The organism is Amedibacillus sp. YH-ame10, assembly GCF_053848885.1.
Genome location: NZ_JBSPFA010000014.1, coordinates 1 through 25,144, shown reverse-complemented (window position 1 = coordinate 25,144; position 25,144 = coordinate 1). Strand labels below are relative to the sequence as shown.

The following is a 25,144-nucleotide window of genomic DNA, read 5'->3' as shown; positions in this document are numbered from 1 at the left end:
ATGATACGTAATCCTTTTCGAAATTTGGATCATAAAAAATTAAGTAGAAGTTCTGACATTTTAAAATCTCAAAATGATTATTATAAAATTGTAAATAGACGTATCTTTATATTTTCGATTGTAATATGTGTTTTGTTTTCGTTTATTGCTGTTCGTCTAGTTTTCGTACAAATCTATGATAAAGAATCATATACCGTAAAATTAGAGAACTATTCATCAAATACAGAAACTGATGCAGCAAGTCGTGGGCAAATTTTTGATCGTTATGGAAATGTAATTGCAAAAACTGTAGCTTCACATAACATTATATATTTTCCACCGAAAGGTGTAACTAAGGATGAACAGTGGAAGCTAGCACAAAAATTCGCGAAACAATTTACTGTTAGCATTGATAACATGACAACTTCTGATTATCAGGATTTATATATCTTTTTACATAAAGGAAAAGATGGTGAAAAAGATGGTGGAACTAACCTTTTGAAAAAAGGGGAAGAACTATTGGAGATGGAAAAGCAAGAAAAGCTAATCCGCAGTAGAATAACAGAAGAAATGGTAAACGAACTTGCGGATGAACAAACAAAAAAATCATTTGTTGTTTATCTTGCGATGCGTAAATTACCAAGCAAACAAAATAAAGTCGTCATCGAAGATGCAAGTGAAGAAGATGTTGCTTATTTAACGGAAAACAAAGATCAGTACCAGGGCTTTAATGTGGATTTAGGTTCATGGAAACGCGAATATCCATATGGAGATACATTGCGTGATGTATTGGGTAGTGTGACAACGTCCAAACAAGGAGTGCCTGCTGAATTAAAAACGTATTATGAAGCAAAAGGGTATTCTATGACTTCAAGAGTAGGGCAATCTGGTCTTGAACAACAATATGAAGAATTGTTAGCTGGAACGCCACGTGTAAGTGAAATCAACTACGATGAAGATGGAACTGCATTATTGAATGAAATTAGTTCAGGAAAAAAAGGATATGATTTACATTTGACAATTGATATTGAACTACAACAAAAATTGGATGATGTAATAACCTCGGTTTTAGAAAAATACAATGGCACAAAAGGACGTGAAGCCTTTGATCGTGCAATCGTAGTAATTATGGATCCACAAACGGGTGATGTATTAGCCATGAGTGGAAAGTATGTGCAGGATGGGAAAATATACAATTATTCTAGTGCAGCATATACACAGTCTTATCAGGTTGGTTCCGTAGTAAAAGGCGCAACCGTTTATATGGCTTTACAGGAGGGTGTACAAACAAGATCAAGCATTGAGGATGATGCCCCTATGAAAATTGCTGGAACAGGTGAGAAATCAAGCTTTTTAAACTATGGTCCAGTAAATGCTATAAAAGCTTTGGAGGTTTCCAGTAACGTATATATGTTCAAGTCTGTTATCAAACTAGCTGGAGGAAACTATGTATACGATCAACCACTAAATGTTTCTAGTGAAAAGTGGACACAAGTACAACAGACAATGCGCAATTACTATTCAATGTTTGGTTTAGGTACGAAGACATTGTTGGATGTTCCTAATGAAGCGATTGGATTCCGTGATTATTCTGTTGCGGGCGGACGTTTAATGGATTACTCCATAGGTCAGTATGATAACTATACGCCGATTCAATTAGCACAATACGTTACTACAATAGCAAATGGGGGTAAGAAACTACAACCTCATTTGGTGAGTTATGCAACGGAAGTAAATGCTAATTATAAAGTTATGGAAAATAAGACGAATATATTAAGCACTTTGACGGGTGATAATAGTTCTGAAAACCTTGCGACTGTTCAAGATGGATTTCGTTCTTGTGTAGCTGCAGGACATTGTGGAAATTTAGGAGGCTTGGAAGAACCAGTTGCGGCTAAAACAGGTACTGCCGAAGTTGAGTCAATTTATACGAATGCATCCTTAATTGGATTTGCGCCATATGGTGGTGAAGCGAAGGTTTCTTTCGCTTGTACAGCACCAAAATCATCAACAAATAACAGTGCTGTAGAAGCAAATATTTGTGGTTCAGAAATAATGCCTCAGATTTTAGCAGAGTTTTTCAAAAAGTATTAGCATTTTTAAATATAATATGATATAATTTTCAAGCAAGTACGAGGAGGGTCAACATGAGAGATAGAATTACATTCAAATGTGCTGATTGTGGTGAAGAAAACTACATTGGAACACGTAATAAACGTAAAAATCCAGAACGTATGCAAATTCAAAAATATTGCCCACGTTGTAACAAGAAAACCTTACATAAGGAGAAAAAATAAGAAGGGCCATGTTTGGTCTTTTTTATTAGTGAGAACGATGAAAAAAATAGATACTTTTGTTTTAGGAATGGTACAAGTAAACACTTATTTGTTATGGCAAGATTCTCATGTCATCATTGTAGATCCAGGTAGTAAGTCTGCAAAGCTTCAGGAACGTATTGATAGCAATGGTGGTATTGTAGATGCGATTGTTTTAACGCATGGACATTTCGACCATATTGCAGGCGTGGATGCACTGGCAGATAAGTATCAATGTCCTATTTATATCAACGAAAACGATGTGCCATTATTAAGCGATCCTACTTTGAACTTTTCTTTAGGTGAAAAGATTGCGGTAAAGAATAAGCCTTCAGTTTTGATGCCAGGGAATATGAAGATTGGGGTATTTGATTTCTTTATTATAGATGCACCTGGGCATAGCGAAGGGTGTTCTATGATTCAATGGGATGATAATTTATTTTGTGGAGATGTAGTGTTTCAAGGAAGTATCGGTAGAACAGATTTAGCTACAAGTAGTAATTCACGCATGATGCAATCTCTAAAAATGATGAAGAGTACACTTCCTGTAGATGTAACGATATATCCAGGACATGGTCCTAGCACCACTTGGAAAGAAGAGCTTTTATATAATCCATTTTTACAGTTTTAAAATTTAGTTTAAGTGAGGACATCACATAGTGGATGTTCTTTTTTTATGAAAACTTTTATGAAAATTTAGGATTTTTAGTTTTTATCTCGTATTAAGTATAGTGAGGAGGTGAGAAGGTGAAAGAGAAAATGGAACATTTGTTGTATTGGATTTTGAAACATGACGCAAGTGATGTACACTTCATAAAAGAAGTATCACGCTTGAAAGTTTCCTTCCGTACAGTGGATGGCATGCAAGAGATTCATCAAAATGCATTTGATATTGCGCTATTTAATTACTTAAAGTATATCAGTGATATGGATTTAGCAAACAGCAATCTACCACAAAGTGGAAATTTTACATACGACTATGAAGAAAAACGCTATTATTTCCGTTTTTCTTTGCTTCAAACGATTGATAAAGAAACCGCTGTTTTACGTATTTTGAACAATCATGGTGACATTACATTAGAAAGATTGACATCCATCCAATCACAATATCAAAGCTTTTTGAGTTGGACAAAAACAAGAAGTGGTCTAGTTGTTTTAAGTGGACCTACAGGAAGTGGGAAAACGACAACGTTACATGCAATTTTATCACGTATCGCTTCATTACATCATTTGAAGGTTGTTTCTTTAGAAGACCCAATTGAAATCTATGATGATTCTTATTTACAGTTACAAATCAACGAACGAAACAACTTTACATATGAAGAAGGAATACGCCAATTGATGCGTCATGATCCTGATGTCATTATGATAGGGGAAATACGTGACCCTAACAGTGCAAAAATGTTACTTAGAAGTGCATTGAGTGGACACATGATATTTACAACCATACATGCAAAATGTTGTAGTGAAGCAATTAAACGATTAAATGAATTTGGATTATCTAATGAAGATTTAAAACATACGTTAACTGCGGTATGTTCACAACGACTGTATGGTTCTAAAGATAAGAAAGGAAGAGTTTGTATTTATGAAGTACTCGAAAAAGAAGACTTACAGTTTTATTTCCATAATCAAGAGCTTCCCATGGAACACAAAGATATCTTTGCGCAAATCAAGGAAGCTCTCCGACAACAAAAAATCAGCTATGAGGAAGCACAATACGATTTGCCAGATTGATTTATCATCTTGGAAATTCTTTGCGGATTTATTAAAACATGGATATCCTGCTATGGATGCACTGCGCTTTTTGGATATTACAATGAGTGGAATTGAAGAATGTGTTGAACAAGGTACACCGCTTATCGATGTTTTGTTAAAGGGGCAAAAAGGAAGGTTTTACGATCACCTAAGATTCTTTGTGAATATTATGTCTTTATATGATGCGATTGATAGCTCTATTGCATTACTGGAGTTTGAAAAGGGAATTAGGACAAGATTGTTAAAGAAATCGATCTATCCGATTTGTATACTTGTTTTTGCTTATATGCTTTTATGGTTCTTTAGTACGATGATCATCCCTCAAATGATGAGTAGTTTTTCTATGGATAATAGTTTTCAATTTTTAGCCTTCTTTGTGCTTTGTATAAAGGTGTTCTGCATCAGTTTTGCGCTCTTATGCATATTGTTTCTAGGATTTTCTTGTTACCTTATGATGCATAAGCAACTTCGTACACAAGTGTTATATAAGCTTCATAAGAAATTATCCTTTTTGGTAGATTATGAATCTTATGTATTTAGTGGATATCTTATTGAAATGCAAAAACGAGGCATATCCACAAAGAATGCAATGCGATATTTATCAAGTATTCAAGCAGATTCACTTTTTAAATATTTAATCGATGAATTGAATCAGTGTTTGATGATGGGAGAAGATTTGTTAGATGTGATTGCACATACAACTCTTTTGAATAAAACATTTATTACTACGTTTCGTATTGGTGCAACTACTTCAAATCTATGTGAATTGTTAATTACATATATGAAACAACAAGAGTATGTTTGGGATAAATATATACGAAAGATCAGTACCACGATTCAATGTATCTCGTATACATATGTAGGATTTGTAGTATTGATTGTATACCAAATCATGCTTGTACCACTTAGTATGTTAGAACAAATGTGAAGGAGAAATACTTATGAGAAATAACACAAAAGGTTTTACAATTCTTGAAATGATGATTGTATTATCAATTATTGCGCTAGTTTTTCTTTTGACATTACCAAATATTCAGCAAAAGGAAAAAATCATACGAACAAAAGGGTGTGAAGCTTTGGTGGAGGTTGCGAATGCACAGATTTTATTGTATGAAGTAGAAAATTTAGTACCACCTACAAGTATTCAGGATTTAATAAGTAAAGGGTATTTAAAGGATACACAAAGACGATGTCCCAATGGAGATATGATTGAAATCAGTGATGGAGAAGCACATGTCAAGTAAAGGGTTTACACTGATAGAAGTTTTGTTGGTATTAAGCGTGATTGCGATTTTGGGTATTTGTTTGCCTTTTTTAAAGGTTCAATCATCTTTGCAACTTTCATATGAAATGAAGATAATCTATCACAAACTACTATATGCACAAGCACAAAGTATAGCGAAGAAAAAAACAATTTCTGTCGATTTCCAGGGGGATTCTTATCATATAAATAATGACTTAGAAACGTTTTCTTCTTCAATGCATTGTTCAAGTATTCGATTTCACTTTACACCGCTAGGAACGATATCAAAAGCAGGAACAATTACATGTTCACTTCAAGGATATCAAAAGAAAATCGTATTACAGCTGGGAAGTGGAAGAATCTATGTTGAATAAGAAAGGGATGATCCTTTTAGAAACATTGTTCTTTTTGCTTATTTGTATCATACTAGCACAACTTATTGTTTCTTATACAAATTCTCAAGTGCATATGGGACAAATAGAGAAAGGGGGATTTCAAGATGAAGAAGTTCGCTCGATTCAACAACCATAAAGGCTTCACGTTGATAGAAGTTCTCGTTTCCTTATTTTGTATATCCCTCATGAGTGTTTTATTGGTAGGATGTGTGCAAATTATGGCTAGATTGAGTAGTATTTCATATGAAAGTGAAGACCGTATTGCTTGTATGCAATTACGTTTTATGCTAGCACAAAGCAAAGATTTAGTCATAGAAGGGAATACGTTACAATTCCTTTTTCATAACAAATCATTTTCTTTGCAGTTGCATAATAAACGTCTTGTAAAAAGGGAAGGATATGAAATTTTTCTAAAAGATCTTGATACAGTACGATTTGAATATTCTCAATCATGTGTTTATATGGAATGGAGTCGAAATCATGAAACTAAAAAAGCACTTCTTACATGTGAATAATAATGGATTTATCAGTATGTATGCACTCATGATATTAAGTATCTTTTTATTATTCGCAACCATGTGTACTCAAAAGATAGTTACGTACACTTACATTAGGAAACAAGAACGTGCGATGCTCATTGATTTATATATCATCGAAAACATACAGGATAAAATACAGAAAACCAAAGAGAATGATGTGGAAGATCGTACAGAGATAAACGAACATGAAGTAATGGATGTAGAATCAGAAGAAAAGGAGATTGAAAAAGAAGAAATAATTACATGGGAAGGGGAATATGAAAGTACCGTGTTTTATTTTAAATGGAATAAACTACAGGTATTTGTTACCTATATGTGGGATTATGAGCTTAAAAAGGTGAATGTGCAATTGAGTGAAGAATTTTTCATTCTTGATTATGCATATGGTTCACCATAAAAGGTAGACTAATCATGGAGGTGTTTTCATGTTAGCCATATTAATGAGTACAATTTTATTTGCCTTTTTAACGTTTTTGGGAAATATCTTAATGTTTGTGGATGAGAGTGCCTATTGGTTGATCCCGTTCTTTTTCATAAGTATGCTTATGATACAGTTTTTGTATCGACAACCCAATTGTCGTTCACTTGAATATAAAGATTTTGTATTGACGACATTTTTAACCTTAATATTTTCCATTTTCATTCTATTCATAAACAAAGAAGTGACCTATCATGAATTTTGGTATTTCTATTTGATTACCTTTATTTCTTTGATTCTATTTGCAGATTCGAGACGATTTAAGAGTCTTATGTAGGGTTTATCACAAAATATTTGACAAATGCGCTAAATACATTAAAATATAATAGGATAAATAAAGAAAGGTGACTGTATTTATGATTAGCTCAAACGATTTAAAACCTGGTATGACAATTCAACAGGATGGAGATATTTTCACTGTATTAGAACAAAGTCAAAACAAAACCGCACGTTCTGCGATGGTTGTTAAGGCAAAGGTTAGAAACTTAAGAACTGGTTCAAACGTAGAATTATCATGGGGTGGAGGAGATAAAATCACTCCTGCACATATCGAAAAGAAAGAAATGCAATATCTATATGATAGTGATGAAGCATTGATTTTCATGGATAATGAAACTTATGAACAAATTGAAATTCCAAAAGATAGATTGAAATGGGAAATTAACTTTTTAAAACCAAACGACAATGTAAACATTTCTATGTTTGAAACAGAAGTGCTTGGTGTTATTTTACCAGATAAAGTTGCTTTAGAAGTTGTAGAATGTGAACCAGCAGTAAAAGGTGACACAGCTACTTCTGCTAGTAAAAATGCAACTGTTGAATCTGGTTTAGAATTAAAAGTACCACTGTTTATATCTCAAGGAGAAGTGATTTTAGTAAATACTTCTGATGGAAAATACTCAGGAAGATACAAAGATTAAATAAAATGACGATAGGGAATTTCATTTTGAAACCTATCGTTATTTTTTTGTTTCTAATAAAAATAGAAAAAAGTTCATTTATTAGCTAGAATAAGTACCAATGATTCATTATTTTTGGTATAATAAAGCTTAGATTAGGAGGTAATTCGAATGGAAAAATTATCTAGGGTAAAAAAATTCGAAGATTTGCGTAAATCAATTGATACTGAGAATGCTGTGAGTTCTTCAGCACATGATAATATGGAGGTTGAACAGCAAGAGGTATTGAAAAAATTTGATTCTTCTATTTTGAAGAAAGTGGAAATTAAAGAGGATTCTTCTTATATTCCAGAACGTGAAAAATCTCGTGTGCAAGATAGCGAGAATAAGATTGAAGATACTTTTACCAACGAATACCTTGATGACTTTATTCGTGAAGTACGTGAATATAATATCCAGAGAGGAAATCGTGAAAGTGAAGATACACAAGTAGATATCCTTTCTCAATTGAATGCTGCTAATCGTGCAAAACGTACACATTATGTAAAACCTATCCAGGAGGATCCCTCTGTAGAGTATACTGCTGGATTAAGTAGAGAAGATATTGCTCTTGAAGTACAAAGTTTATTACAAGAAGAAACTGCACCAATTCAACCTTCTTCATTGGATGAAGACATCTATGCAACTACGGAGATGATCATTGATCATCAAAGTGATGTTATAGAGGAACAAGAAATTCCAGTTATTCAAAAGAAGATTATTCAACCAGTATATGATATGGAGAATACGGATGCATTTGAACCCATCCAAACAGCTCCATTAGTTGATGAACATTTACATAAGAAATTAATGGAAGAAACACAACAGTTACGTGTACAAATGGATGAATATGAAGAAGAATTGACTGATTTATCAGATGGAGTAGAAAAAAACAATAAATTATTAAACTTTATTTTATGCTTTCTGATTCTTGTTTTACTTGTAATTATTGGTTTTATAGGATATTACGTATGGAAAGGTGGAGGTTTCTAACATGCGTTTTAATATTGCAATCGATGGTCCAAGTGCAGCTGGTAAGAGTACCATTGCCAAAATATTAGCGAAAGAACTTGGTTTTGCTCATTTAGATACAGGAGCAATGTATCGCTGCGTTGGTTATTATTCAAAAATAAAAGGTGTAGATCAAAGTGATGAAGAAGCATTATCTTCTTTGATTGATACTATGAATATTGAATTTGATTCTGTAGGAAATGTTTTTATCAATCAACAAGATGTTTCAAAAGAAATTCGTGAAAACGATATTTCTATGATGGCAAGTAATGTTTCTGCATTTCCCAAAGTACGTGAGAAGTTAGTTGCTTTGCAACAGAAAATGGCGGAAGAAAAAGGCTATATTTTGGATGGTCGTGATATAGGGACGGTTGTTCTTCCAGATGCAGAAGTAAAAATCTATATGATAGCAAGTGTGGAAGCACGTGCACAAAGACGTTATGATGAATATATCGGAAAACATATAGAAGCGAATTATGATGAAATTTTTAAAGATATAGAAAAGAGAGATTATCAGGATATGAATCGTGAGACTTCTCCTTTAAAGAAAGCAGAAGATGCTTACGAAATTGATACATCTACTATGAGTATCGAAGAAGTCGTAACTGCTATTCGCCATCTAATATCTGAAAAACACTGTTAGGAGGTGGATTCAGCAGCACTGCTGAAGTAATATGATAAATGGAATTGTCGCAATTGTAGGACGCCCAAATGTTGGGAAGTCCACAATATTTAATCGAATGATCGGTGAACGTAAGAGTATCGTTGAAGATACACCTGGTGTTACACGTGATCGAATTTATGGGAAAACCGATTGGTTAACCAAAGAATTTCGCCTCATTGATACGGGTGGAATTCAAATACAGGATCAAGATTTCCAAAATGAAATTCAAATGCAAGTTGAAATTGCTATTGATGAAGCCGATTGTATCGTATTCATCGTTAGTGGTAGAGAAGGTGTCACAAGTGATGATGAATATATCGCAAGAATGTTACAGAAATCTGGTAAAAAGATTATTCTTGCTGTGAATAAAATAGATGATGAATCTATGAAAGCTAGCATTTATGAGTTTTACGGTTTGGGTGTCGGTGAACCAATTGCAGTCTCTGGAGCCCATGGTATTGGGATTGGGGATGTATTAGATGAAGTGGTACATTCACTTCCGCAACAAGGCAAAAACGAATACGAAGGAATGACTAAATTCTGCGTAATTGGTAGACCAAATGTTGGAAAGAGCTCTTTAGTGAATGCGATTTTAAATCAAGATCGCGTTATCGTATCCAATATTGAAGGTACTACAAGAGATGCTATTGATACACCTTTCAAAAGAGAAGGAAAAGACTACGTTGTTATTGATACTGCAGGTATCCGTAAACGTGGAAAAATCTACGAAAATATTGAAAAATACTCTGTATTACGTGCCATGAGTGCAATTGAAAGAAGTGATGTTGTACTTGTTGTTATTGATGGAGAAAGTGGTATTCGTGATCAAGATAAACATGTTGCAGGATTTGCACATGAAGCAGGTAAGGCAGTTATTATCGTTTATAATAAATGGGACACTGTTGAAAAAGATGAATTAACCATGGTGAAAATCGAGAAAGAGATTTATGCACATTTCTTATATTTAAACTATGCTCCAATTTTATTTGTATCTGCATTGAAAAAGCAAAGAATTCAAACGCTTCTACCTATGATTGATGAAGTACATGATTATTCATTGATGCGTATTCAAACCAATGTGTTAAATGAAGTCATTATGGATGCTCAACTTATGACGCCTCCACCAACACATAAAGGACAACGTTTAAAAATTTATTATGCATCTCAGGTTGCAGTAGCTCCGCCTACATTTGTATTGTTTGTAAACGATCCTGAGTTACTACATTTTAGTTATAAACGATTCCTTGAAAATAGACTTCGTGAAGCATTTAACTTCAATGGTACAACGTTACGTATTCTAGCAAGAGAACGTACAAGATAGAAAAATGATACCTATGCGTATCATTTTCTTTTGACCCTAGATTTTACATGTAAATTCATGTATAATTAACACGCATTTAGAATCGAATGAAATAGGAGGTAATATCATGGGCAATATAGTCAATGAAATTAATAGAAGAAGAACCTTCGCAATTATATCCCATCCCGATGCTGGTAAGACAACCTTAACGGAAAAGCTATTACTATATGGTGGAGCTATCAATCAAGCGGGAAGTGTAAAAGGTAGAAAAGCGAACAAACATGCAGTCAGTGACTGGATGGAAATAGAAAAACAACGTGGAATCTCTGTCACTAGTTCTGTACTACAATTTGAATATAATGATTGTTGTATTAACATTTTGGATACTCCAGGACATCAAGACTTCTCTGAAGATACTTATCGTACACTTATGGCTGCGGATTCTGCTGTTATGGTGATTGATGCTAGTAAAGGGGTAGAGGCACAGACAAAGAAATTATTCAAAGTATGTTTGTTGCGTAAAATCCCAATCTTTACATTCATTAACAAGATGGATCGTCAAGCAATGGATCCATTTGAATTGATGGAACATATTGAAAAAGAACTAGGGATACATACCTATCCTATGAATTGGCCAATTGGTTCTGGAAAAGAATTCAAAGGTGTCTATGAACGTGATCATAATAGTATTATTGCGTTTCATGGAGGAGACCATGGACAAAAAGCAGCGAGTGTAACTACAGGGAATCTTGAAGATGAAACTTTCCGAGATGTTTTAGGAGATCATTTCTTCGAAAAGTTGCGCGAAGATAGTGAACTTCTTGATATTGCTAGTACGGAATTTGATCAGGATGCTGTATCGAACGGAATATTAACTCCTGTTTTCTTCGGTAGTGCTTTGACTAACTTTGGTGTACAACCTTTCCTTGAACATTTCTTAGATATGACAACTGCACCATTACCAAGAGAAAGTAGTGAAGGTGAAATCAATCCATTTGATGAACGTTTTTCTGCCTTCGTATTCAAAATACAAGCCAACATGAACAAGGCACATAGAGATCGTATTGCCTTTATGCGTATTTGTTCTGGTAAGTTTGAAAAAGGCATGGAAGTTACTTTGATGCAACAAAACAAAAAGATTAAACTTTCTCAACCTCAACAATTCATGGCACAAGATCGTGAGATTATTGATGAAGCATATGCAGGAGATGTTATAGGTGTATTCGATCCAGGAATCTTTTCTATCGGAGATACGTTATGTGACCCTTCCTTCAAATTCACATTTAAAAAGATTCCAACATTTGCACCAGAACATTTCGCACGTGTAACGCAAAGAGATACGATGAAACGTAAACAATTCACCAAAGGAATTACCCAAATTGCACAAGAAGGTGCTATCCAAGTATTCCAAGAAATCAACATTGGTATGGAAGAAATCATTGTTGGTGGGGTAGGGGTATTACAGTTTGATGTATTGGAACAGCGTTTGAAAACAGAATACAATGTAGATATCAAATTAGAAATATTACCATTCCAGTGCGTACGTTGGATTGATGATCAAAGCATTGATCCAAATACCTTGAACTTAACGAGCGATTCCAAACGTGTTCGTGACTTAAAAGGAAGAAACTTGATTATCTTCATGAACAATTGGGGGATTAAGTGGGCACTTGATCAAAACAAAAACCTTACGTTAACAGATGTAGGAACTGTAGAATAATATATGCGAAAGCGTATGTTATTCTTTTTTTTGTGAATACTACAAATAAGGAGGGAATCATAATGAGTGATGACGATATTATCTGCACTTGTATGAGTGTATCAGTAATGGATATTAAAAAAGCAATCGAAGCAGGAGCAAAATCATTTCCAGAGATACAAGAAATCACTGGTATTGGTACAGTATGTGGAGCCTGTGATGATGATGCACAAGTATGTGTAACTAGATTATTGCGTGAACATAAAGAGCAAGTTCAATAGATGACCTGCTTTTTTTGTGGTTTTTATTCTTACTTTCTATAAGAATCTTTTTGAAATAGTGTCATAATCTATTCTTTCTTAACATAAGTTTAGAATGACTAAGGGAGGTAACGTATGAATACCACAGAGATTATGAAAAATATTGCGCAAAGATGCGGTGGCGATATATACTTAGGAATCGTTGGTCCAGTACGAGTAGGTAAATCTACATTCATCAAATCATTCATGGAAAAAGCAGTGATTCCATACGTGCAGGATGAATATGAAAAAGCTCGTATGATTGATGAATTGCCACAAGCAGGCGTAGGTAAAACCATCATGACTACAGAGCCAAAATTCGTACCTAATAATGCCGCAACAATCGAGTTTGATGATGGATTTAAAGTAAATGTAAGGTTAGTGGATTGTGTCGGTTATGTAATACCAGAAGCAAAAGGATATAAAGATGAGGATGGCATTCGTATGGTTCGTACACCATGGAGTGATGAACCAGTACCATTTAATGACGCCGCAAAGACTGGAACCCAGAAAGTAATACAAGATCATTCTACGATTGGTATTGTTGTTACTACAGATGGATCTATTTCTGATTTATCAAGAGAAGCATATATTGAAGCAGAAGCAGAAGTGATCGATGAACTAAAAGCCATTGGAAAACCATTTATTGTTGTTGTCAATAGTGCAGATACCTCATCTTTATCCTGTAAATCCGTAGTAGATAAATTGAAAGAAAAATATGAAGTACCTGTACTAGCTATGGCTGTCAATCACATGAATGAAACGGACATTCATGATTTATTAAGAGAAGCACTTTATGAATTTCCAGTATCACAAATCAACATCAACATGCCTCAATGGATTGCTGTCTTGAACGATGAACACTGGTTGAAAAAGAGTTTCAACGAGACCATCCAAAACAGTATGGCAAGTGTAGAACGTTTACGTGAAGTGGAAAATATCAACGGTGTTCTTGATGAAAATGAATATATCGAGAGTAGTAATCTTGCCTCTATTGATACTGGAGAGGGAATTGTAAACGTTGATATCACTGTACGTCAAGGATTGTATAATGAAATTCTTAAAGAAATTATTGGTAGTGATATCCATGATAAAGCTCAACTTATTTCCCTAATGCAAGATTATAGCAAAGCTAAAAAGGAATATGACGCAGTATCTAGTGCACTTAAAATGGTGAAACAAACCGGCTATGGGTTTGCAAGTGCATCTCTTCAAGATATAGAATTAAGTAAACCAGAAATCATCAAGCAGGGGAATCGTTATGGTGTACGTTTAAAAGCAATCGCGCCAAGCATTCATATGATCAAAGTAGATGTAGAAAGCTGTTTTGAACCTATTATTGGTTCAAAAGAACAAAGTGAAGAACTAATTCGTTATTTGTTACGTGATGAAGAAAGCAATGAACAGGGGATTTGGGACAGTGAAATTTTCGGAAGAAAGCTTTCAGATTTGATTCGTGATGGATTAAATGCAAAACTTTCTATGATTCCTGAAGCAGCGCGTATGAAACTTCAAGATATCCTTACAAAGCTTGTGAATAAAGGAAAAGGAAATGTAATTGCAATCGTATTATAAAAGCGCTTAACTTTTTGTTAAATTGTTGTTTTTTACCTTATTTATATTGAAATATACGCCTAATAATGGTATTATATATGTATGTTGGAGGTAAATAACATGAGTGAAATTTTAAACAAAAAAGCATTAGTTGAAAGTGTTTCAGAAAAATTGGATATTACTAAGAAAGACGCTACAGTTGCTGTAGATACTGTCTTCGAAGAAATCGCTGCTATCTTAGCTAAAGGCGGAAAAGCTGATATTTCTGGATTTGGTAAATTCGAAATTAGCGAGCGTCCAGCTCGTATGGGAATCAATCCTGCTACGAAAGAACCACTTCAAATCGCTGCTTCAAAAGCTCCAAAATTCAAAGCTGCTAAAGCCTTGAAAGACGCAGTTAAATAAGACTGTCGATTTAGAGAGATTATAATGCAAAAAAAGATTGTAACTATACAGTTATGATCTTTTTTATTGATATAAACATTATGTTATCCTTAAAAGGTAATATCGTTGCTTATCAGTGTTGGTTTGCCTTCATCATTGTATACTTCATAATATCAATTACTTCGCATAATGTGTATTATGTAATTTAAAGAAATCCATATTTAGCAATATAAAAAGAGAGTATGTATTGCGCTAAGGCTCACACTCTCTCATCTATCATTGAATATCCATTCTTTTAAGCATATGAATCTTAGCTTTGTTTTCTAATTCATCATCTAGTGGTGTCAAATCTTCAAAGTTGAATTCTGGATTTCTTTTCTTTAAGCTCTTATAAATTACAAAATCTGCAATTTCAGGATTTTTAGGAAGTAATGGCCCATGCATATAGGTTGCTAGAACTTGACCATTATAGAACCCTTCCCTTTTTGCATCGAAACTATTCCCACAACCACTCAACACTTCTCCTAATGGAGTTGTTACGTTCATTGTCTGTCCACCATGGTTTTCAAAGCCAACTGCAGTAATATCATGGCCGTCTAATTTGCAACGAATGGCTATATTGCCGATACATCGTGTACCATTGCATCCTGTATCTGTATAATAATCAAAGAATTTCAAACCTTCAATTTTTTCATTATCCGCATTGATATAGTATTGACCAAACAATTGATAGCCACCACAAATCAACAATGCAAAACTACCTTGATCCATAGCTTGCTTAATATTGTCTTTACGTTTTAGTAAATCATCAATGAGAATCATTTGTTCCTTATCAGCGCCTCCGCCTAAAAATAATAAATCATATTGTGATAAGTCACATTCATCACCAATGGATAAGGTGTCAATTGTGATATCGATCCCACGCATTTCGCAACGTCTACGTAGTACCATCATATTTCCTTTATCACCATATAAATCCATGATGTCATGATACATCCAACATACTTTTATATTCATAGAAAGACCTCTTTCTTATTTCACATTCGCAACAATCAAGTTTCTGACTGGCTGTAAAGCTGTATAAGTAGCAATCGCATACATCGTTCCATTTGCGTTCAATAAACTTGTGACCGCATCTTGTAAGGACTCATGTAATTCGATAGTTTCTTCATATCCACTGTATTTCAAACGTAATGCCATATCGTAACAACGAGTGCCAGAAACAATGATATGTTTGGTACGTTGATTCAATAATTTTTCAAAAAATGTATCATAAATCCAAGAGATATCAGTACCATCTTGGTCGTTATCATTCAACACAAGTAAGATTGTTTTTTCACTTTCATCTTCTTCAATAACCTTCATAACTTCATTGGCGCCTGTGGGATTTTTGATTAAGTTTAAGGTACATGTATGACCATTTATCTCAAGTATCTCGTTTCTTCCTGCAGGAACTTTAATGTTTTCAAAGGCTTTTTTTGCATATTGTGGATCGATTGAAAACAGTTTACAAGCACATAATACAGCCATACAATTATACATTGTATACAAGCCACCTTGTGGTGCACGATACGTTTGTTGTTCGTATATAAATTGGCGTTGAGGAATGCTTTTTACTTCCCCTTTTACTTCCATGTTTGGTGTTTTAAAATCACATTTTGTACATTGAAATTCACCAATGTGAGAGTATTGATAAAAAGAATATTGTAAACGACTTCCACAACGAGGGCAGAATTTACCTTCGCTTGCTTCCCTACTTTCTAGTACGCTGCTTTCACAACGTTCAATTCCATAATACAGTTCCTTAGCAAGTGGTGCAGAATCTTTTAAACGTACAACGTTTGGATCATTCGCATTTAGTACAAGTGTTCCTTCAAAAGTATCTAAAGATTGTTCCATACGTTGAATAAGTTGTTCCATTTCTCTTGCACGATCCAATTGATCACGGAAGAAGTTTGTGACTACAAGAGCATCTACTTTCAAACTCTTTATAATATAAGGAATATTCAATTCATCTACTTCCAACACAATGGCTTCCGCTTTTACTTTTCCACCTAATGTTGCATTTGTTAATAGAGTCGTCACAATACCAGGACGTAAGTTATCCCCTTTTCGATTACTAATCACATGCTTATTCGCATGTAGGAATGTTTCCGTAATCATATTCGCAGTTGATGTCTTACCATTGGTACCTGTCACTAGGATTAGAGGACAATTGGTTTGCAATTGATCCAATATTGTCGGGCATACTTTTAAAGCTATCTGTCCAGGAAGAGAACCTCCTCGTTTTATCAGTTTTAATAGAAATGATGAGATTTTCGTCATTGTAATGGCAATTATCTTCATATAGTTCCTCCCTTTGTCGTGTTCCTAAAACTTCCTTTTTTATTATACATGAAAATCTATAAAAAAGTTTGATATTTTATTACTTTTTATTAATATTATGGATAAGGTTTTAATATCCATGTATTGTTTTACTTTATTTATTGAAAAAATGCAATTGTTTTTCTAAAAAATTGAAGAAAGTATAAAAAGTAACTAGAAATACAAAAAAATAATGATATAATATTTACGTTATTCGATATGGAGGTATATCATGAAAAAGATCTACGAAGGAAAAACAAAAGATGTTTATGCATTAGACAACGGAAACGTCATGTTAAAGTTCAAGGATGACTGTACTGGAAAAGATGGAGTGTTCGATCCAGGTGAAAACACAGTTGGCTTAACAATCGATGGTATTGGTAAAGCAAACCTTGAAACTTCTATTCACTTTTTTGAAATTTTAAACGATGCAGGTGTTAAAACTCACTATGTGGGAGCTGATGTTGAAAATGCTACTATGGAAGTTTTAAACGCAAAAGTATTCGGTCAAGGATTGGAAGTTATTTGTCGTTTAGTGGCAACAGGAAGTTTTATTCGTCGTTATGGTGCTTATATAGAAGATGGTACTCCACTTACTGGTGGATTAGTTGAGTGTACATTAAAAGATGATGATAAAGGAGATCCATTGATCACAAAAGATGCTTTAGTGGCTCTTAACATCATGTCTGATGAACAATATGAAAGCTTAAAAGAACAAACTTTAAAAATCACAAAGGTTGTTGCGGATGATTTAAAAACTATGGGTCTAGATCTTTATGATATTAAATTCGAGTTCGGATACCACAACAATGATGTTGTATTGATTGATGAAATCGCTTCCGGAAATATGCGTGTATACAAAGATGGTAAAATTGTTGAACCAGTTGATTTAACAAATATCATTTTAGGTAAATAAAGAGAATGTTAACTGCAGAAAAGAACTACTTTTTCTGCAGTTTTTCTTTGAATTTAAATTGTTGACATGGAATATACACTGCACTATAATGTTGTGTGGAAATGGAGGATATCACGTGGAACAAAAAGAAATGCTATATGAAGGTAAAGCAAAAAAAGTATATGCAACAGATGATGAATTTTCAGTAATTGTAGATTACAAAGATGATGCTACTGCTTTCAATGGATTAAAAAAAGGTACCATTACAGGAAAAGGTGCAATCAACAACAAAATGAGCAATCACCTATTTCAAATATTAGAAAGTAAAGGTATTCCAACGCATTTTATAGAAGAACTAAATGAACGTCGCACCATAGTAAAAAAAGTAGATATTATTCCTTTGGAAGTAATTATTCGAAATAAGGCGGCAGGTAGTTTCGCAAAACGTATGGGGTTAGAAGAAGGAAAAGAATTACTCTCCCCTATTCTTGAATTCAGTTATAAGGATGATGCTCTTGGAGATCCTATGATCAACGATTATATGGCATTGGCTTTAGGAATCGCAACACAAGAAGATATTGATACCATTACAAAGATGGCTTTTCAAATCAACGAAGAGTTAAAACACATATTTTTAGAAGTAGATATTGATTTGATCGATTTTAAATTAGAATTTGGTCGATATAAAGATCAAATCGTATTGGCTGATGAGATATCACCAGATACTTGTCGATATTGGGATGTTCATACACAAGAACATTTGGACAAAGATCGCTTTCGTAGAGATTTAGGAAATGTAGAGGATGCGTATCAAGAGGTATATCGTCGTCTACACATACAATAGAAGAGAAAGGATGTAACTACATGTACGATACATATGAAAGTCCTCTAGGGCTACGCTACGCTGGAAAACAGATGCAGCAGTTATTTTCACAGGAGAAAAAATTTCGCACGTGGAGAAAGCTTTGGATTGCGTTAGCACAAAGTGAAAAAGAATTAGGCTTATCTATTTCAGAGGAACAAATAAAGGAATTGATGGCTCATCAAGACGATGTCAATTATGAAGTAGCAAAAGAACGTGAAAAAGTAGTCCGTCACGATGTTATGTCCCATGTATATGCGTATGGCGTACAGTGTCCAAACGCAAAAGGAATCATCCATTTAGGCGCAACTTCATGTTACGTTGGAGATAACACTGACCTTATCATCATGCACGAAGCACTAGAATTCGTAAAACATAAGATTGTGAATGTTATGGCTGCTTTAAAGCATTTTGCATTAGAATACAAAGATTTACCAGTACTTGCATTCACTCATTTTCAACCAGCACAACCTACTACCCTTGGAAAACGTGCTGCTATATGGGCACAGGATTTGTTGTTGGATTATGAAGAGCTATGCTTCTTATTAGAAAACAAGAAGTTATTAGGATGTAAAGGTACCACTGGTACACAAGCAAGTTTTATGGAACTCTTTGACAATGATACTGAAAAAGTAAAGAAGTTAGATCAGTTGATCGCAAATAAAATGGGTTACAAAGAATGTTATCCTGTTTCAACACAAACATATTCTCGTAAAATTGACGCAAGAATCTTAAATGTGCTTTCTTCTATTGCACAAAGCGCACACAAATTCTCTAATGATATTCGCTTACTTCAGCATTTAAAAGAAGTAGAAGAACCTTTTGAAAAAGGACAAATCGGTTCAAGTGCGATGGCATATAAACGCAACCCTATGCGTAGTGAACGTATGGCTTCCCTTGCTAACTATGTAATCGTGGATGCCTTAAATCCAGCTATTACCGCATCTACACAATGGTTTGAAAGAACATTGGACGATTCTGCGAATAAAAGAATCAGTATCCCTGAAGGATTCTTGGCAGTTGATGGAATTCTTGACTTATATCTAAATATTATGGACGGTTTGGTTGTATATCCAAAGGTAATTCATTCACATTTGATGAAAGAACTTCCATTCATGGCCACAGAGACCATTTTAATGGACGCTGTAAAGGCTGGTGGAGATCGCCAAGAACTTCATGAACAAATTCGTATTCATTCCATGGAGGCTGGCAAAACAGTAAAAGAACTTGGTGAAGAAAACGATTTACTTGATCGTATCGCTAAAGATCCTATCTTCCATATGAATAAGGAACAACTAGAAAGTATTATGGACCCTAAAAACTTTGTGGGACGTTCTTCTCAACAGACAGAAGAATTCTTTAAAGATTATGTAGATCCAATTCTAGAAAAAGAAAAGCATGCATTAGGAATGCATGCAGATATACAAGTGTAAACTACATCGAAAGATGTGGTTTTTTTTAAGGAAGAAATTATTTTTCTTCCTCAAAGTTTAAATGATAGGATTCAACCAACTCTTTACGAGCAGGTTTATGATCGATTACTTGTTGGTATTCATATAAGCTAGTAGGATAAACACCATGAAAACAAGAAGTACATAAATTCTTCGTTTGGAATGCTACACTTAAATCTTCAACTTCTAAGAATTTTAAGGAATCCGCTTGCAAATAAGCACACAATTCTTCTTCACTCATTCTTGCGGATATCAGTTCTTCGTATGTAGAAGTGTCTACTCCATAGAAACATGGGTATTGAAATGCAGGACTCCCAATACGAACATGCACTTTGTGTGCACCCGCCTCTTTTAAGAGCTGTACGATACGTTTGCTTGTTGTCCCTCTAACAATACTATCATCTATCAAAACAACGTCCTTGCCAGCCACAATGGCGGATATCGCAGATAATTTCATACGTACACCACGTTCGCGTTGTGTTTGTGTTGGCTGAATGAAGGTTCTTCCTACATAACGATTCTTAATCAAACCAATTTCATATGGAAGACCACTCTCTTGTGCATATCCAATCGCTGCTGAAGTGGAAGAATCAGGTACCCCTACAACAATATCTGCATGTAGCGTATCTTGATCTTTCTTTGCCATTAAAATACCACTTCTTTTACGTGCATCATGTACATTGATTCCATCAATATCACTATCTGGACGTGAGAAATAAATATATTCCATTGCACACATTGCGCATTGTTTCATTTCACGATAATGATCTTTCACAATTCCTTGTGGTGTGAAACAAACCACTTCTCCTGGTTCTACATCCGCAATAAATTCAGCTGATGTTGTAAGGAATGCACAACTTTCAGAACTAATACAATATCCATCTTGTAAAGAAGCATAAGACAATGGTCTTAATCCGTTATGATCACGAATTGCAAAGATGCTGTCATCCGTTAATACCAAAGCTGCGAATGCTCCTTCTAATTTAGAAAAAGCACGTTTGATACGTTCAAGGAAAGTTCCCTTTTCTCTTTGTATTAAATGTAAAATAATTTCACTATCACTCGTCCCTTGAAAGATACTTCCTTTATTTTCTAATTCAATCCTTAAATCTTTCGCATTTACAATCTGTCCATTATGACATACAGAAAATTCACCATGATTTAAATTTGCATGAAGTGGTTGCACGTTCTCCAACTCATTTCCTCCTGCAGTCGCATATCTTACATGTCCAATCGCAAGTTCTCCCATAAGCTTTTCTATGCTTTGTGTAGTAAACACTTCTTGTACCAAGCCATGTCCACGATGCGTATAAATAGCACTAGCATCACTACTAGCAATACCACATCCTTCTTGTCCACGGTGTTGTAATGCATGTAATCCATAATATGTTAAAGAAGCCGCATCTTCATTGTGATATACTCCAAACACCCCACACTCTTCATGAAGCTCATCTTGTTGGATACGATAATCATCTTCTATCATGTTGTCTAACCTCTATCTTTCTTTTATAAAAAGTACGTAATTACAATACCACAACTAGAGTATGCATTCAATATCTTACTACATATTTTTACTTGTAAGGGTTAACAACATTTACGCCATCTCCATCCCCATGAGTATAAGAAAAGAGAGCATCGCTCTCTTATTTCATAAAGGAATGAATATAAATGTTGCAGTTTCTTTCTGCCCCTACAGATACCATAGATATTCTCGTCTTTGTTAATTCTTCAATTCTTTTCAAATATACTTTACACGCTTCTGGAAGTTCTTCATATGTCTTTACATTGGATATATCTTCTTTCCATCCAGCAAATGTTTCATAAATTGGTTTTGCTTTTGCAAGTTCCTCAATCGAACTTGGAATATAATCAAAGCGTTTACCATCAATATCGTATGCTACACACATTTTGATTTCTTCCAAACCACTTAAAATATCTAGTTTTGTAACCACAAGGTCAGTTAGTCCATTGATCATAGCTGCATGTCTAACCACATTCACATCCAACCAACCACATCGTCTAGGTCTTCCGGTTGTCGCTCCAAATTCATGTCCCTGTTCTCTTAACCATGAACCCATTTCATCGAACAGCTCACTCGCAAATGGTCCTTCACCAACCCTTGTAGAATATGCTTTCGCAATCCCAATAATTACATCAAGTTTTTGAGGTGATACTCCAGCACCCGTACAAACACCTGCAGATGTTGGTGATGATGATGTAACATATGGATAATTCCCGTAGTTAATATCCAACATCGCAGCTTGTGCGCCTTCAAACAATACTTGCTTTTGATCATCTAGCGCTTGATTTACGACCATTTGAGCATTTAAAATTCTAGGCAGTATCACCTCTTTAATTGCCTCAAAACGTGCAACTAAATCTTCATATACAAACCCTTTGTTTTCATATACTTTTTGAAATACTTCATTTTTCATATCAAGAGCAAGTTTTAATTTACGCTTAAAGGTTTCAAAGTTTCGTAAATCTCCTATACGAATTCCTGTTCTTGAATACTTATCCGCATAACAAGGTCCTATTCCTCGCTTTGTCGTTCCTATTTTATAATCTTTCAACTGTGCTTCACTCAGTTCATCCATCAAAATATGATAAGGCATGATGATATGTGCACAATCCGAAATAAATACATGATTTGTTGATAATCCACGATCCTCTAATTGTTTAATTTCATCTAAGAAAACAAAGGGATCCACTACAACACCTGGTCCAATCACACAAGTTGCCTTTTGTAATACTCCAGATGGCAATAAATGTAATACGATCTTTTCATCTCCAACAACGACCGTATGACCAGCATTGTTACCACCTTGAAAACGTACTACCATATCCATTTTAGATCCAAGGTAATCTACTACCTTACCTTTTCCTTCATCGCCCCACTGTGTTCCTACTACTACATATCCTGGCATAAAAATTCCTCCTTAGGACTATTTATAAGCCTATGTAATGCACTTTTAAAAAAAGCCTTTAATAATATAGCACAATTCAAACAAAAGTAAAATAAAATAGTGCAGTTTTTGCACTATTTTTCATATATTTCCAAAAGTTTATCTACGGCTGGTGATATAGATGTACGTATCTGTTCACGATATGCTTCATCAAAGTTATCATCTTGGTAAATTTGTGACACACTATCCATCATTGGTAGTTCTGCCCATAATTCTACTTCATTTTGTGTTAAAAAAGAATCGACGTTTTTATGTGCGAAAATTTCAATACGTTTGCCACAGTCTGGGCAAAGCACATAACTCATATTTTCAATGATTCCTAACACTTTTACATTGGCCTGTTTACACATGTTGATAGCTTTGGATACAATCATAGATACCATTGGTTGAGGAGTAGATATCATAACGACTCCATTTAACGGTATGCTTTGCATAACAGTCAACGCAACATCCCCAGTTCCTGGAGGCATATCGATGAACAAATAGTCTAGTTCACCCCAGATTACATCACTCCAAAATTGTTTTACTGCATTTCCAACAATGGGTCCTCTCCAAATAACAGGTTGGTTTTCATCTTCCATTAAAAAGTTCAAAGACATAACTTTGATGCCATCTTTATCCACAACAGGTTCAATTGCATCATTCGCTCCATATGCACTTTCTCTTTCTAAACCAAATAATCTTGGAATACTTGGACCAGTGATATCCGCATCCATAACACCAACTTTATAACCACGTTTATTTAATTCTTTTGCTAGTAGCGTTGTCATACTTGACTTCCCTACGCCACCTTTACCACTCATTACACCAATCACATGTTTGATTTTGTTTTTCGGATTGTTTGATATTCCACAAGCATCTTCTTTTTTACCGCAACTTCCTTTGCTTGGACATGTACCACAATTACTCATTCACTTATTCTCCTTCTTTATCTTTCTTCGCTCTTGGATGAAACGAAGTGTACACACTTTGTAATCTCTTATTTTGAATGTGTGTATATATTTGGGTAGTAGCAATATCACTATGACCCAATAATTCTTGTACAACACGTAAATCTGCACCACCATCTAATAGATGTGATGCGAAGCTATGACGGAAACTATGTGCTGAAAGTTGTTCATTTAAATTTTGTTCTTTCAATTTACTCTTGATCAGCGTATGCACATATTGACGAGTTAAGGGGTTTCCTGAAGCATTGATAAAGACATAGGGAGAACGTCTTCTTTCCCACCCTTTACGTACGACTTCCAAATACACACGAAGTGCTTTCACACATCGCTCATGCATGGGAACCATACGTTCCTTATCACCTTTTCCAATAACCCTTAAAAAACCTTGTTCCAAATGGGTTTGATTCAACAATAGCCCACAACACTCACTCACACGCAACCCACATCCATACAACAACTCCAAAATTGCCTTTTCAAACAATTCTTGATCGGAATTCCCAAAACTATTCAACAAGCGATCCATATCATCAATATTAAAATATACAGGTAAATGTTTAGGTGTCTTTTTACTTCGTATATGTATCGCTGGATCCATAATTTGGGGGTATGCCATTGTAATATAGCGATGAAACATATGTATGGAGGTAATCATATGATTGATGCTACTGCCTTTTCGCTTACTTCGAATAAGACTAGTTCCATCATATTGATCCTTACCAAGAAAATCCAAAAAATTTTGAATGTGTTGATATTCAATATCATTCATATCCGAAATATTTTCTTGTTTAAGATATTGCACATATTCTTTCAAATCTGTACGATATGATTGAATCGTTGCATTTGATTTTTGGTCAACAGATACAATGTAGTGCATATAATCTTCAAACGCTTCTTCGATTTTCATGTTTGATCACCTTATTTATTATAGAACAAATTCTAACGACTAGCAAACAGGAATATCCAAAACTTTTTTAATACCTAAATTTTTATTTGGAAGTCCGTTTTTTATAAATTAACTGCAATAAGTATGAAAGGTGTAAGATATAGGTGTGTTTCCTTGTGACACTTTAAAGGAGGTTTACTTATGAAAAACTGGAAAC

The 25,144-nt window shown here is 34.5% G+C and carries 28 protein-coding genes; 22 read left to right on the top strand and 6 right to left on the bottom strand.

The genetic code is table 11. From position 1 onward, the window contains the following. The 19 genes from ACWG42_RS07350 to ACWG42_RS07260 all read left to right on the top strand — a co-directional run bounded on the left by ACWG42_RS07350 (position 1) and on the right by ACWG42_RS07260 (position 14,577). Complete coding sequence (locus ACWG42_RS07350; RefSeq protein ID WP_455791243.1) at positions 1–2,073, top strand: peptidoglycan D,D-transpeptidase FtsI family protein; 2,073 nt, start codon at positions 1–3, stop codon at positions 2,071–2,073. Positions 2,074–2,126: 53 nt separating this feature from the next. Next, complete coding sequence (gene rpmG, locus ACWG42_RS07345) at positions 2,127–2,276, top strand: 50S ribosomal protein L33 (RefSeq protein WP_455791241.1); 150 nt, start codon at positions 2,127–2,129, stop codon at positions 2,274–2,276. A 37-nt stretch (positions 2,277–2,313) separates the two neighbouring features. Then, complete coding sequence (locus ACWG42_RS07340; RefSeq protein WP_455791239.1) at positions 2,314–2,925, top strand: MBL fold metallo-hydrolase; 612 nt, start codon at positions 2,314–2,316, stop codon at positions 2,923–2,925. 116 nt (positions 2,926–3,041) lie between these two features. Further along, positions 3,042–4,031, top strand: a complete 990-nt coding sequence (locus tag ACWG42_RS07335) for an ATPase, T2SS/T4P/T4SS family (protein ID WP_455791237.1) — start codon at positions 3,042–3,044, stop codon at positions 4,029–4,031. Continuing rightward, positions 4,000–4,980 carry a type II secretion system F family protein gene (locus ACWG42_RS07330; RefSeq protein WP_455791235.1) on the top strand — a complete coding sequence of 327 codons (981 nt, stop codon included), beginning with the start codon at positions 4,000–4,002 and terminating at the stop codon, positions 4,978–4,980. The genes ACWG42_RS07335 and ACWG42_RS07330 overlap by 32 nt, the downstream gene beginning before the upstream one ends. Positions 4,981–4,993: 13 nt before the next feature. Continuing rightward, entirely contained in the window at positions 4,994–5,296 is a 303-nt protein-coding gene (gene comGC, locus ACWG42_RS07325; protein WP_455791233.1) for a competence type IV pilus major pilin ComGC, read from the top strand. Then, positions 5,286–5,669 (top strand): competence type IV pilus minor pilin ComGD, encoded by a 384-nt coding sequence (gene comGD, locus ACWG42_RS07320; RefSeq protein WP_455791231.1) that lies wholly within the window; start codon positions 5,286–5,288, stop codon positions 5,667–5,669. The genes comGC and comGD overlap by 11 nt, the downstream gene beginning before the upstream one ends. Then, a complete protein-coding gene (locus ACWG42_RS07315) occupies positions 5,659–5,826 on the top strand; it encodes a hypothetical protein (protein ID WP_455791229.1) in 168 nt (55 codons plus the stop codon). The genes comGD and ACWG42_RS07315 overlap by 11 nt, the downstream gene beginning before the upstream one ends. Then, entirely contained in the window at positions 5,795–6,205 is a 411-nt protein-coding gene (locus tag ACWG42_RS07310; RefSeq protein ID WP_455791227.1) for a prepilin-type N-terminal cleavage/methylation domain-containing protein, read from the top strand. Before ACWG42_RS07315 ends, ACWG42_RS07310 begins: the two co-directional genes overlap by 32 nt. Continuing rightward, positions 6,171–6,626, top strand: a complete 456-nt coding sequence (locus tag ACWG42_RS07305) for a hypothetical protein (protein ID WP_455791226.1) — start codon at positions 6,171–6,173, stop codon at positions 6,624–6,626. Before ACWG42_RS07310 ends, ACWG42_RS07305 begins: the two co-directional genes overlap by 35 nt. Positions 6,627–6,654: 28 nt before the next feature. After that, positions 6,655–6,984 (top strand): hypothetical protein, encoded by a 330-nt coding sequence (locus ACWG42_RS07300; RefSeq protein ID WP_455791225.1) that lies wholly within the window; start codon positions 6,655–6,657, stop codon positions 6,982–6,984. Positions 6,985–7,063: 79 nt separating this feature from the next. After that, complete coding sequence (efp, locus tag ACWG42_RS07295; RefSeq protein ID WP_455791223.1) at positions 7,064–7,627, top strand: elongation factor P; 564 nt, start codon at positions 7,064–7,066, stop codon at positions 7,625–7,627. 150 nt (positions 7,628–7,777) lie between these two features. After that, positions 7,778–8,638, top strand: a complete 861-nt coding sequence (locus ACWG42_RS07290) for a hypothetical protein (protein ID WP_455791222.1) — start codon at positions 7,778–7,780, stop codon at positions 8,636–8,638. A gap of 1 nt (position 8,639) precedes the next feature. Then, entirely contained in the window at positions 8,640–9,299 is a 660-nt protein-coding gene (gene cmk / locus ACWG42_RS07285) for a (d)CMP kinase (RefSeq protein ID WP_455791220.1), read from the top strand. A gap of 31 nt (positions 9,300–9,330) precedes the next feature. Then, entirely contained in the window at positions 9,331–10,641 is a 1,311-nt protein-coding gene (der, locus tag ACWG42_RS07280; protein ID WP_455791218.1) for a ribosome biogenesis GTPase Der, read from the top strand. Between the two features lie 106 nt (positions 10,642–10,747). Next, positions 10,748–12,340 (top strand): peptide chain release factor 3, encoded by a 1,593-nt coding sequence (locus ACWG42_RS07275; protein ID WP_455791216.1) that lies wholly within the window; start codon positions 10,748–10,750, stop codon positions 12,338–12,340. Positions 12,341–12,402: 62 nt separating this feature from the next. Beyond that, a complete protein-coding gene (locus ACWG42_RS07270) occupies positions 12,403–12,600 on the top strand; it encodes a (2Fe-2S)-binding protein (protein ID WP_455791214.1) in 198 nt (65 codons plus the stop codon). 114 nt (positions 12,601–12,714) lie between these two features. Beyond that, positions 12,715–14,193, top strand: a complete 1,479-nt coding sequence (spoIVA, locus tag ACWG42_RS07265; RefSeq protein WP_455791212.1) for a stage IV sporulation protein A — start codon at positions 12,715–12,717, stop codon at positions 14,191–14,193. Between the two features lie 99 nt (positions 14,194–14,292). Further along, on the top strand, positions 14,293–14,577 hold the full coding sequence (locus tag ACWG42_RS07260) for an HU family DNA-binding protein (protein ID WP_455791211.1): 285 nt from the start codon (positions 14,293–14,295) through the stop codon (positions 14,575–14,577). 255 nt (positions 14,578–14,832) lie between these two features. On the opposite strand, the gene ACWG42_RS07255 is transcribed toward ACWG42_RS07260, so the two are convergent. Together ACWG42_RS07255 and ACWG42_RS07250 are read right to left on the bottom strand one after the other, a co-directional pair. Next, positions 14,833–15,573 carry a type 1 glutamine amidotransferase gene (locus ACWG42_RS07255; RefSeq protein WP_455791209.1) on the bottom strand — a complete coding sequence of 247 codons (741 nt, stop codon included), beginning with the start codon at positions 15,571–15,573 and terminating at the stop codon, positions 14,833–14,835. Positions 15,574–15,588: 15 nt separating this feature from the next. After that, on the bottom strand, positions 15,589–16,902 hold the full coding sequence (locus tag ACWG42_RS07250) for a MurT ligase domain-containing protein (RefSeq protein ID WP_455791207.1): 1,314 nt from the start codon (positions 16,900–16,902) through the stop codon (positions 15,589–15,591). A 250-nt stretch (positions 16,903–17,152) separates the two neighbouring features. On the opposite strand from ACWG42_RS07250, the gene ACWG42_RS07245 reads away from it, so the two are divergent. The 3 genes from ACWG42_RS07245 to purB all read left to right on the top strand — a co-directional run bounded on the left by ACWG42_RS07245 (position 17,153) and on the right by purB (position 20,110). Further along, a complete protein-coding gene (locus tag ACWG42_RS07245; RefSeq protein ID WP_455791205.1) occupies positions 17,153–17,836 on the top strand; it encodes a phosphoribosylaminoimidazolesuccinocarboxamide synthase in 684 nt (227 codons plus the stop codon). Positions 17,837–17,966: 130 nt separating this feature from the next. Further along, positions 17,967–18,659: a phosphoribosylaminoimidazolesuccinocarboxamide synthase gene (purC, locus tag ACWG42_RS07240; protein ID WP_455791318.1), complete on the top strand. Its 693-nt coding sequence runs from the start codon at positions 17,967–17,969 to the stop codon at positions 18,657–18,659. A gap of 20 nt (positions 18,660–18,679) precedes the next feature. Further along, the gene (purB, locus tag ACWG42_RS07235; protein ID WP_455791203.1) at positions 18,680–20,110 is read left to right on the top strand and encodes an adenylosuccinate lyase; all 1,431 of its coding nucleotides are present in this window, start codon (positions 18,680–18,682) and stop codon (positions 20,108–20,110) included. A 37-nt stretch (positions 20,111–20,147) separates the two neighbouring features. Here the strand turns inward: purB and purF are convergent, their stop codons facing one another. The 4 genes from purF to ACWG42_RS07215 all read right to left on the bottom strand — a co-directional run bounded on the left by purF (position 20,148) and on the right by ACWG42_RS07215 (position 24,948). Then, on the bottom strand, positions 20,148–21,611 hold the full coding sequence (gene purF, locus ACWG42_RS07230; RefSeq protein ID WP_455791202.1) for an amidophosphoribosyltransferase: 1,464 nt from the start codon (positions 21,609–21,611) through the stop codon (positions 20,148–20,150). 160 nt (positions 21,612–21,771) lie between these two features. Next, complete coding sequence (locus ACWG42_RS07225; protein ID WP_455791201.1) at positions 21,772–23,055, bottom strand: adenylosuccinate synthase; 1,284 nt, start codon at positions 23,053–23,055, stop codon at positions 21,772–21,774. 113 nt (positions 23,056–23,168) lie between these two features. Continuing rightward, positions 23,169–24,005: an Mrp/NBP35 family ATP-binding protein gene (locus tag ACWG42_RS07220; protein WP_455791199.1), complete on the bottom strand. Its 837-nt coding sequence runs from the start codon at positions 24,003–24,005 to the stop codon at positions 23,169–23,171. Positions 24,006–24,009: 4 nt separating this feature from the next. Further along, positions 24,010–24,948 carry a tyrosine recombinase gene (locus ACWG42_RS07215; RefSeq protein ID WP_455791198.1) on the bottom strand — a complete coding sequence of 313 codons (939 nt, stop codon included), beginning with the start codon at positions 24,946–24,948 and terminating at the stop codon, positions 24,010–24,012. Positions 24,949–25,144 lie beyond the last annotated feature (196 nt).

Excerpts from the sequence above, each read along its gene's own strand:
- ACWG42_RS07270 (WP_455791214.1), top strand. The coding sequence starts at position 12,403 with ATGAGTGATGACGATATTATCTGCACTTGTATGAGTGTATCAGTAATG.
- ACWG42_RS07215 (WP_455791198.1), bottom strand. The coding sequence starts at position 24,948 with ATGAAAATCGAAGAAGCGTTTGAAGATTATATGCACTACATTGTATCT.
- ACWG42_RS07300 (WP_455791225.1), top strand. The coding sequence starts at position 6,655 with ATGTTAGCCATATTAATGAGTACAATTTTATTTGCCTTTTTAACGTTT.
- ACWG42_RS07245 (WP_455791205.1), top strand. The coding sequence starts at position 17,153 with ATGAAAAAGATCTACGAAGGAAAAACAAAAGATGTTTATGCATTAGAC.
- spoIVA (WP_455791212.1), top strand. The coding sequence starts at position 12,715 with ATGAATACCACAGAGATTATGAAAAATATTGCGCAAAGATGCGGTGGC.
- ACWG42_RS07350 (WP_455791243.1), top strand. The coding sequence starts at position 1 with ATGATACGTAATCCTTTTCGAAATTTGGATCATAAAAAATTAAGTAGA.
- ACWG42_RS07310 (WP_455791227.1), top strand. The coding sequence starts at position 5,795 with ATGAAGAAGTTCGCTCGATTCAACAACCATAAAGGCTTCACGTTGATA.
- purB (WP_455791203.1), top strand. The coding sequence starts at position 18,680 with ATGTACGATACATATGAAAGTCCTCTAGGGCTACGCTACGCTGGAAAA.
- ACWG42_RS07290 (WP_455791222.1), top strand. The coding sequence starts at position 7,778 with ATGGAAAAATTATCTAGGGTAAAAAAATTCGAAGATTTGCGTAAATCA.
- purC (WP_455791318.1), top strand. The coding sequence starts at position 17,967 with ATGCTATATGAAGGTAAAGCAAAAAAAGTATATGCAACAGATGATGAA.
- ACWG42_RS07225 (WP_455791201.1), bottom strand. The coding sequence starts at position 23,055 with ATGCCAGGATATGTAGTAGTAGGAACACAGTGGGGCGATGAAGGAAAA.
- purF (WP_455791202.1), bottom strand. The coding sequence starts at position 21,611 with ATGATAGAAGATGATTATCGTATCCAACAAGATGAGCTTCATGAAGAG.
- der (WP_455791218.1), top strand. The coding sequence starts at position 9,331 with ATGATAAATGGAATTGTCGCAATTGTAGGACGCCCAAATGTTGGGAAG.
- ACWG42_RS07220 (WP_455791199.1), bottom strand. The coding sequence starts at position 24,005 with ATGAGTAATTGTGGTACATGTCCAAGCAAAGGAAGTTGCGGTAAAAAA.
- ACWG42_RS07305 (WP_455791226.1), top strand. The coding sequence starts at position 6,171 with ATGAAACTAAAAAAGCACTTCTTACATGTGAATAATAATGGATTTATC.
- ACWG42_RS07330 (WP_455791235.1), top strand. The coding sequence starts at position 4,000 with ATGAGGAAGCACAATACGATTTGCCAGATTGATTTATCATCTTGGAAA.
- comGD (WP_455791231.1), top strand. The coding sequence starts at position 5,286 with ATGTCAAGTAAAGGGTTTACACTGATAGAAGTTTTGTTGGTATTAAGC.
- ACWG42_RS07275 (WP_455791216.1), top strand. The coding sequence starts at position 10,748 with ATGGGCAATATAGTCAATGAAATTAATAGAAGAAGAACCTTCGCAATT.
- ACWG42_RS07340 (WP_455791239.1), top strand. The coding sequence starts at position 2,314 with ATGAAAAAAATAGATACTTTTGTTTTAGGAATGGTACAAGTAAACACT.
- ACWG42_RS07250 (WP_455791207.1), bottom strand. The coding sequence starts at position 16,902 with ATGAAGATAATTGCCATTACAATGACGAAAATCTCATCATTTCTATTA.
- ACWG42_RS07255 (WP_455791209.1), bottom strand. The coding sequence starts at position 15,573 with ATGAATATAAAAGTATGTTGGATGTATCATGACATCATGGATTTATAT.
- ACWG42_RS07315 (WP_455791229.1), top strand. The coding sequence starts at position 5,659 with ATGTTGAATAAGAAAGGGATGATCCTTTTAGAAACATTGTTCTTTTTG.
- cmk (WP_455791220.1), top strand. The coding sequence starts at position 8,640 with ATGCGTTTTAATATTGCAATCGATGGTCCAAGTGCAGCTGGTAAGAGT.
- efp (WP_455791223.1), top strand. The coding sequence starts at position 7,064 with ATGATTAGCTCAAACGATTTAAAACCTGGTATGACAATTCAACAGGAT.
- ACWG42_RS07260 (WP_455791211.1), top strand. The coding sequence starts at position 14,293 with ATGAGTGAAATTTTAAACAAAAAAGCATTAGTTGAAAGTGTTTCAGAA.
- comGC (WP_455791233.1), top strand. The coding sequence starts at position 4,994 with ATGAGAAATAACACAAAAGGTTTTACAATTCTTGAAATGATGATTGTA.
- rpmG (WP_455791241.1), top strand. The coding sequence starts at position 2,127 with ATGAGAGATAGAATTACATTCAAATGTGCTGATTGTGGTGAAGAAAAC.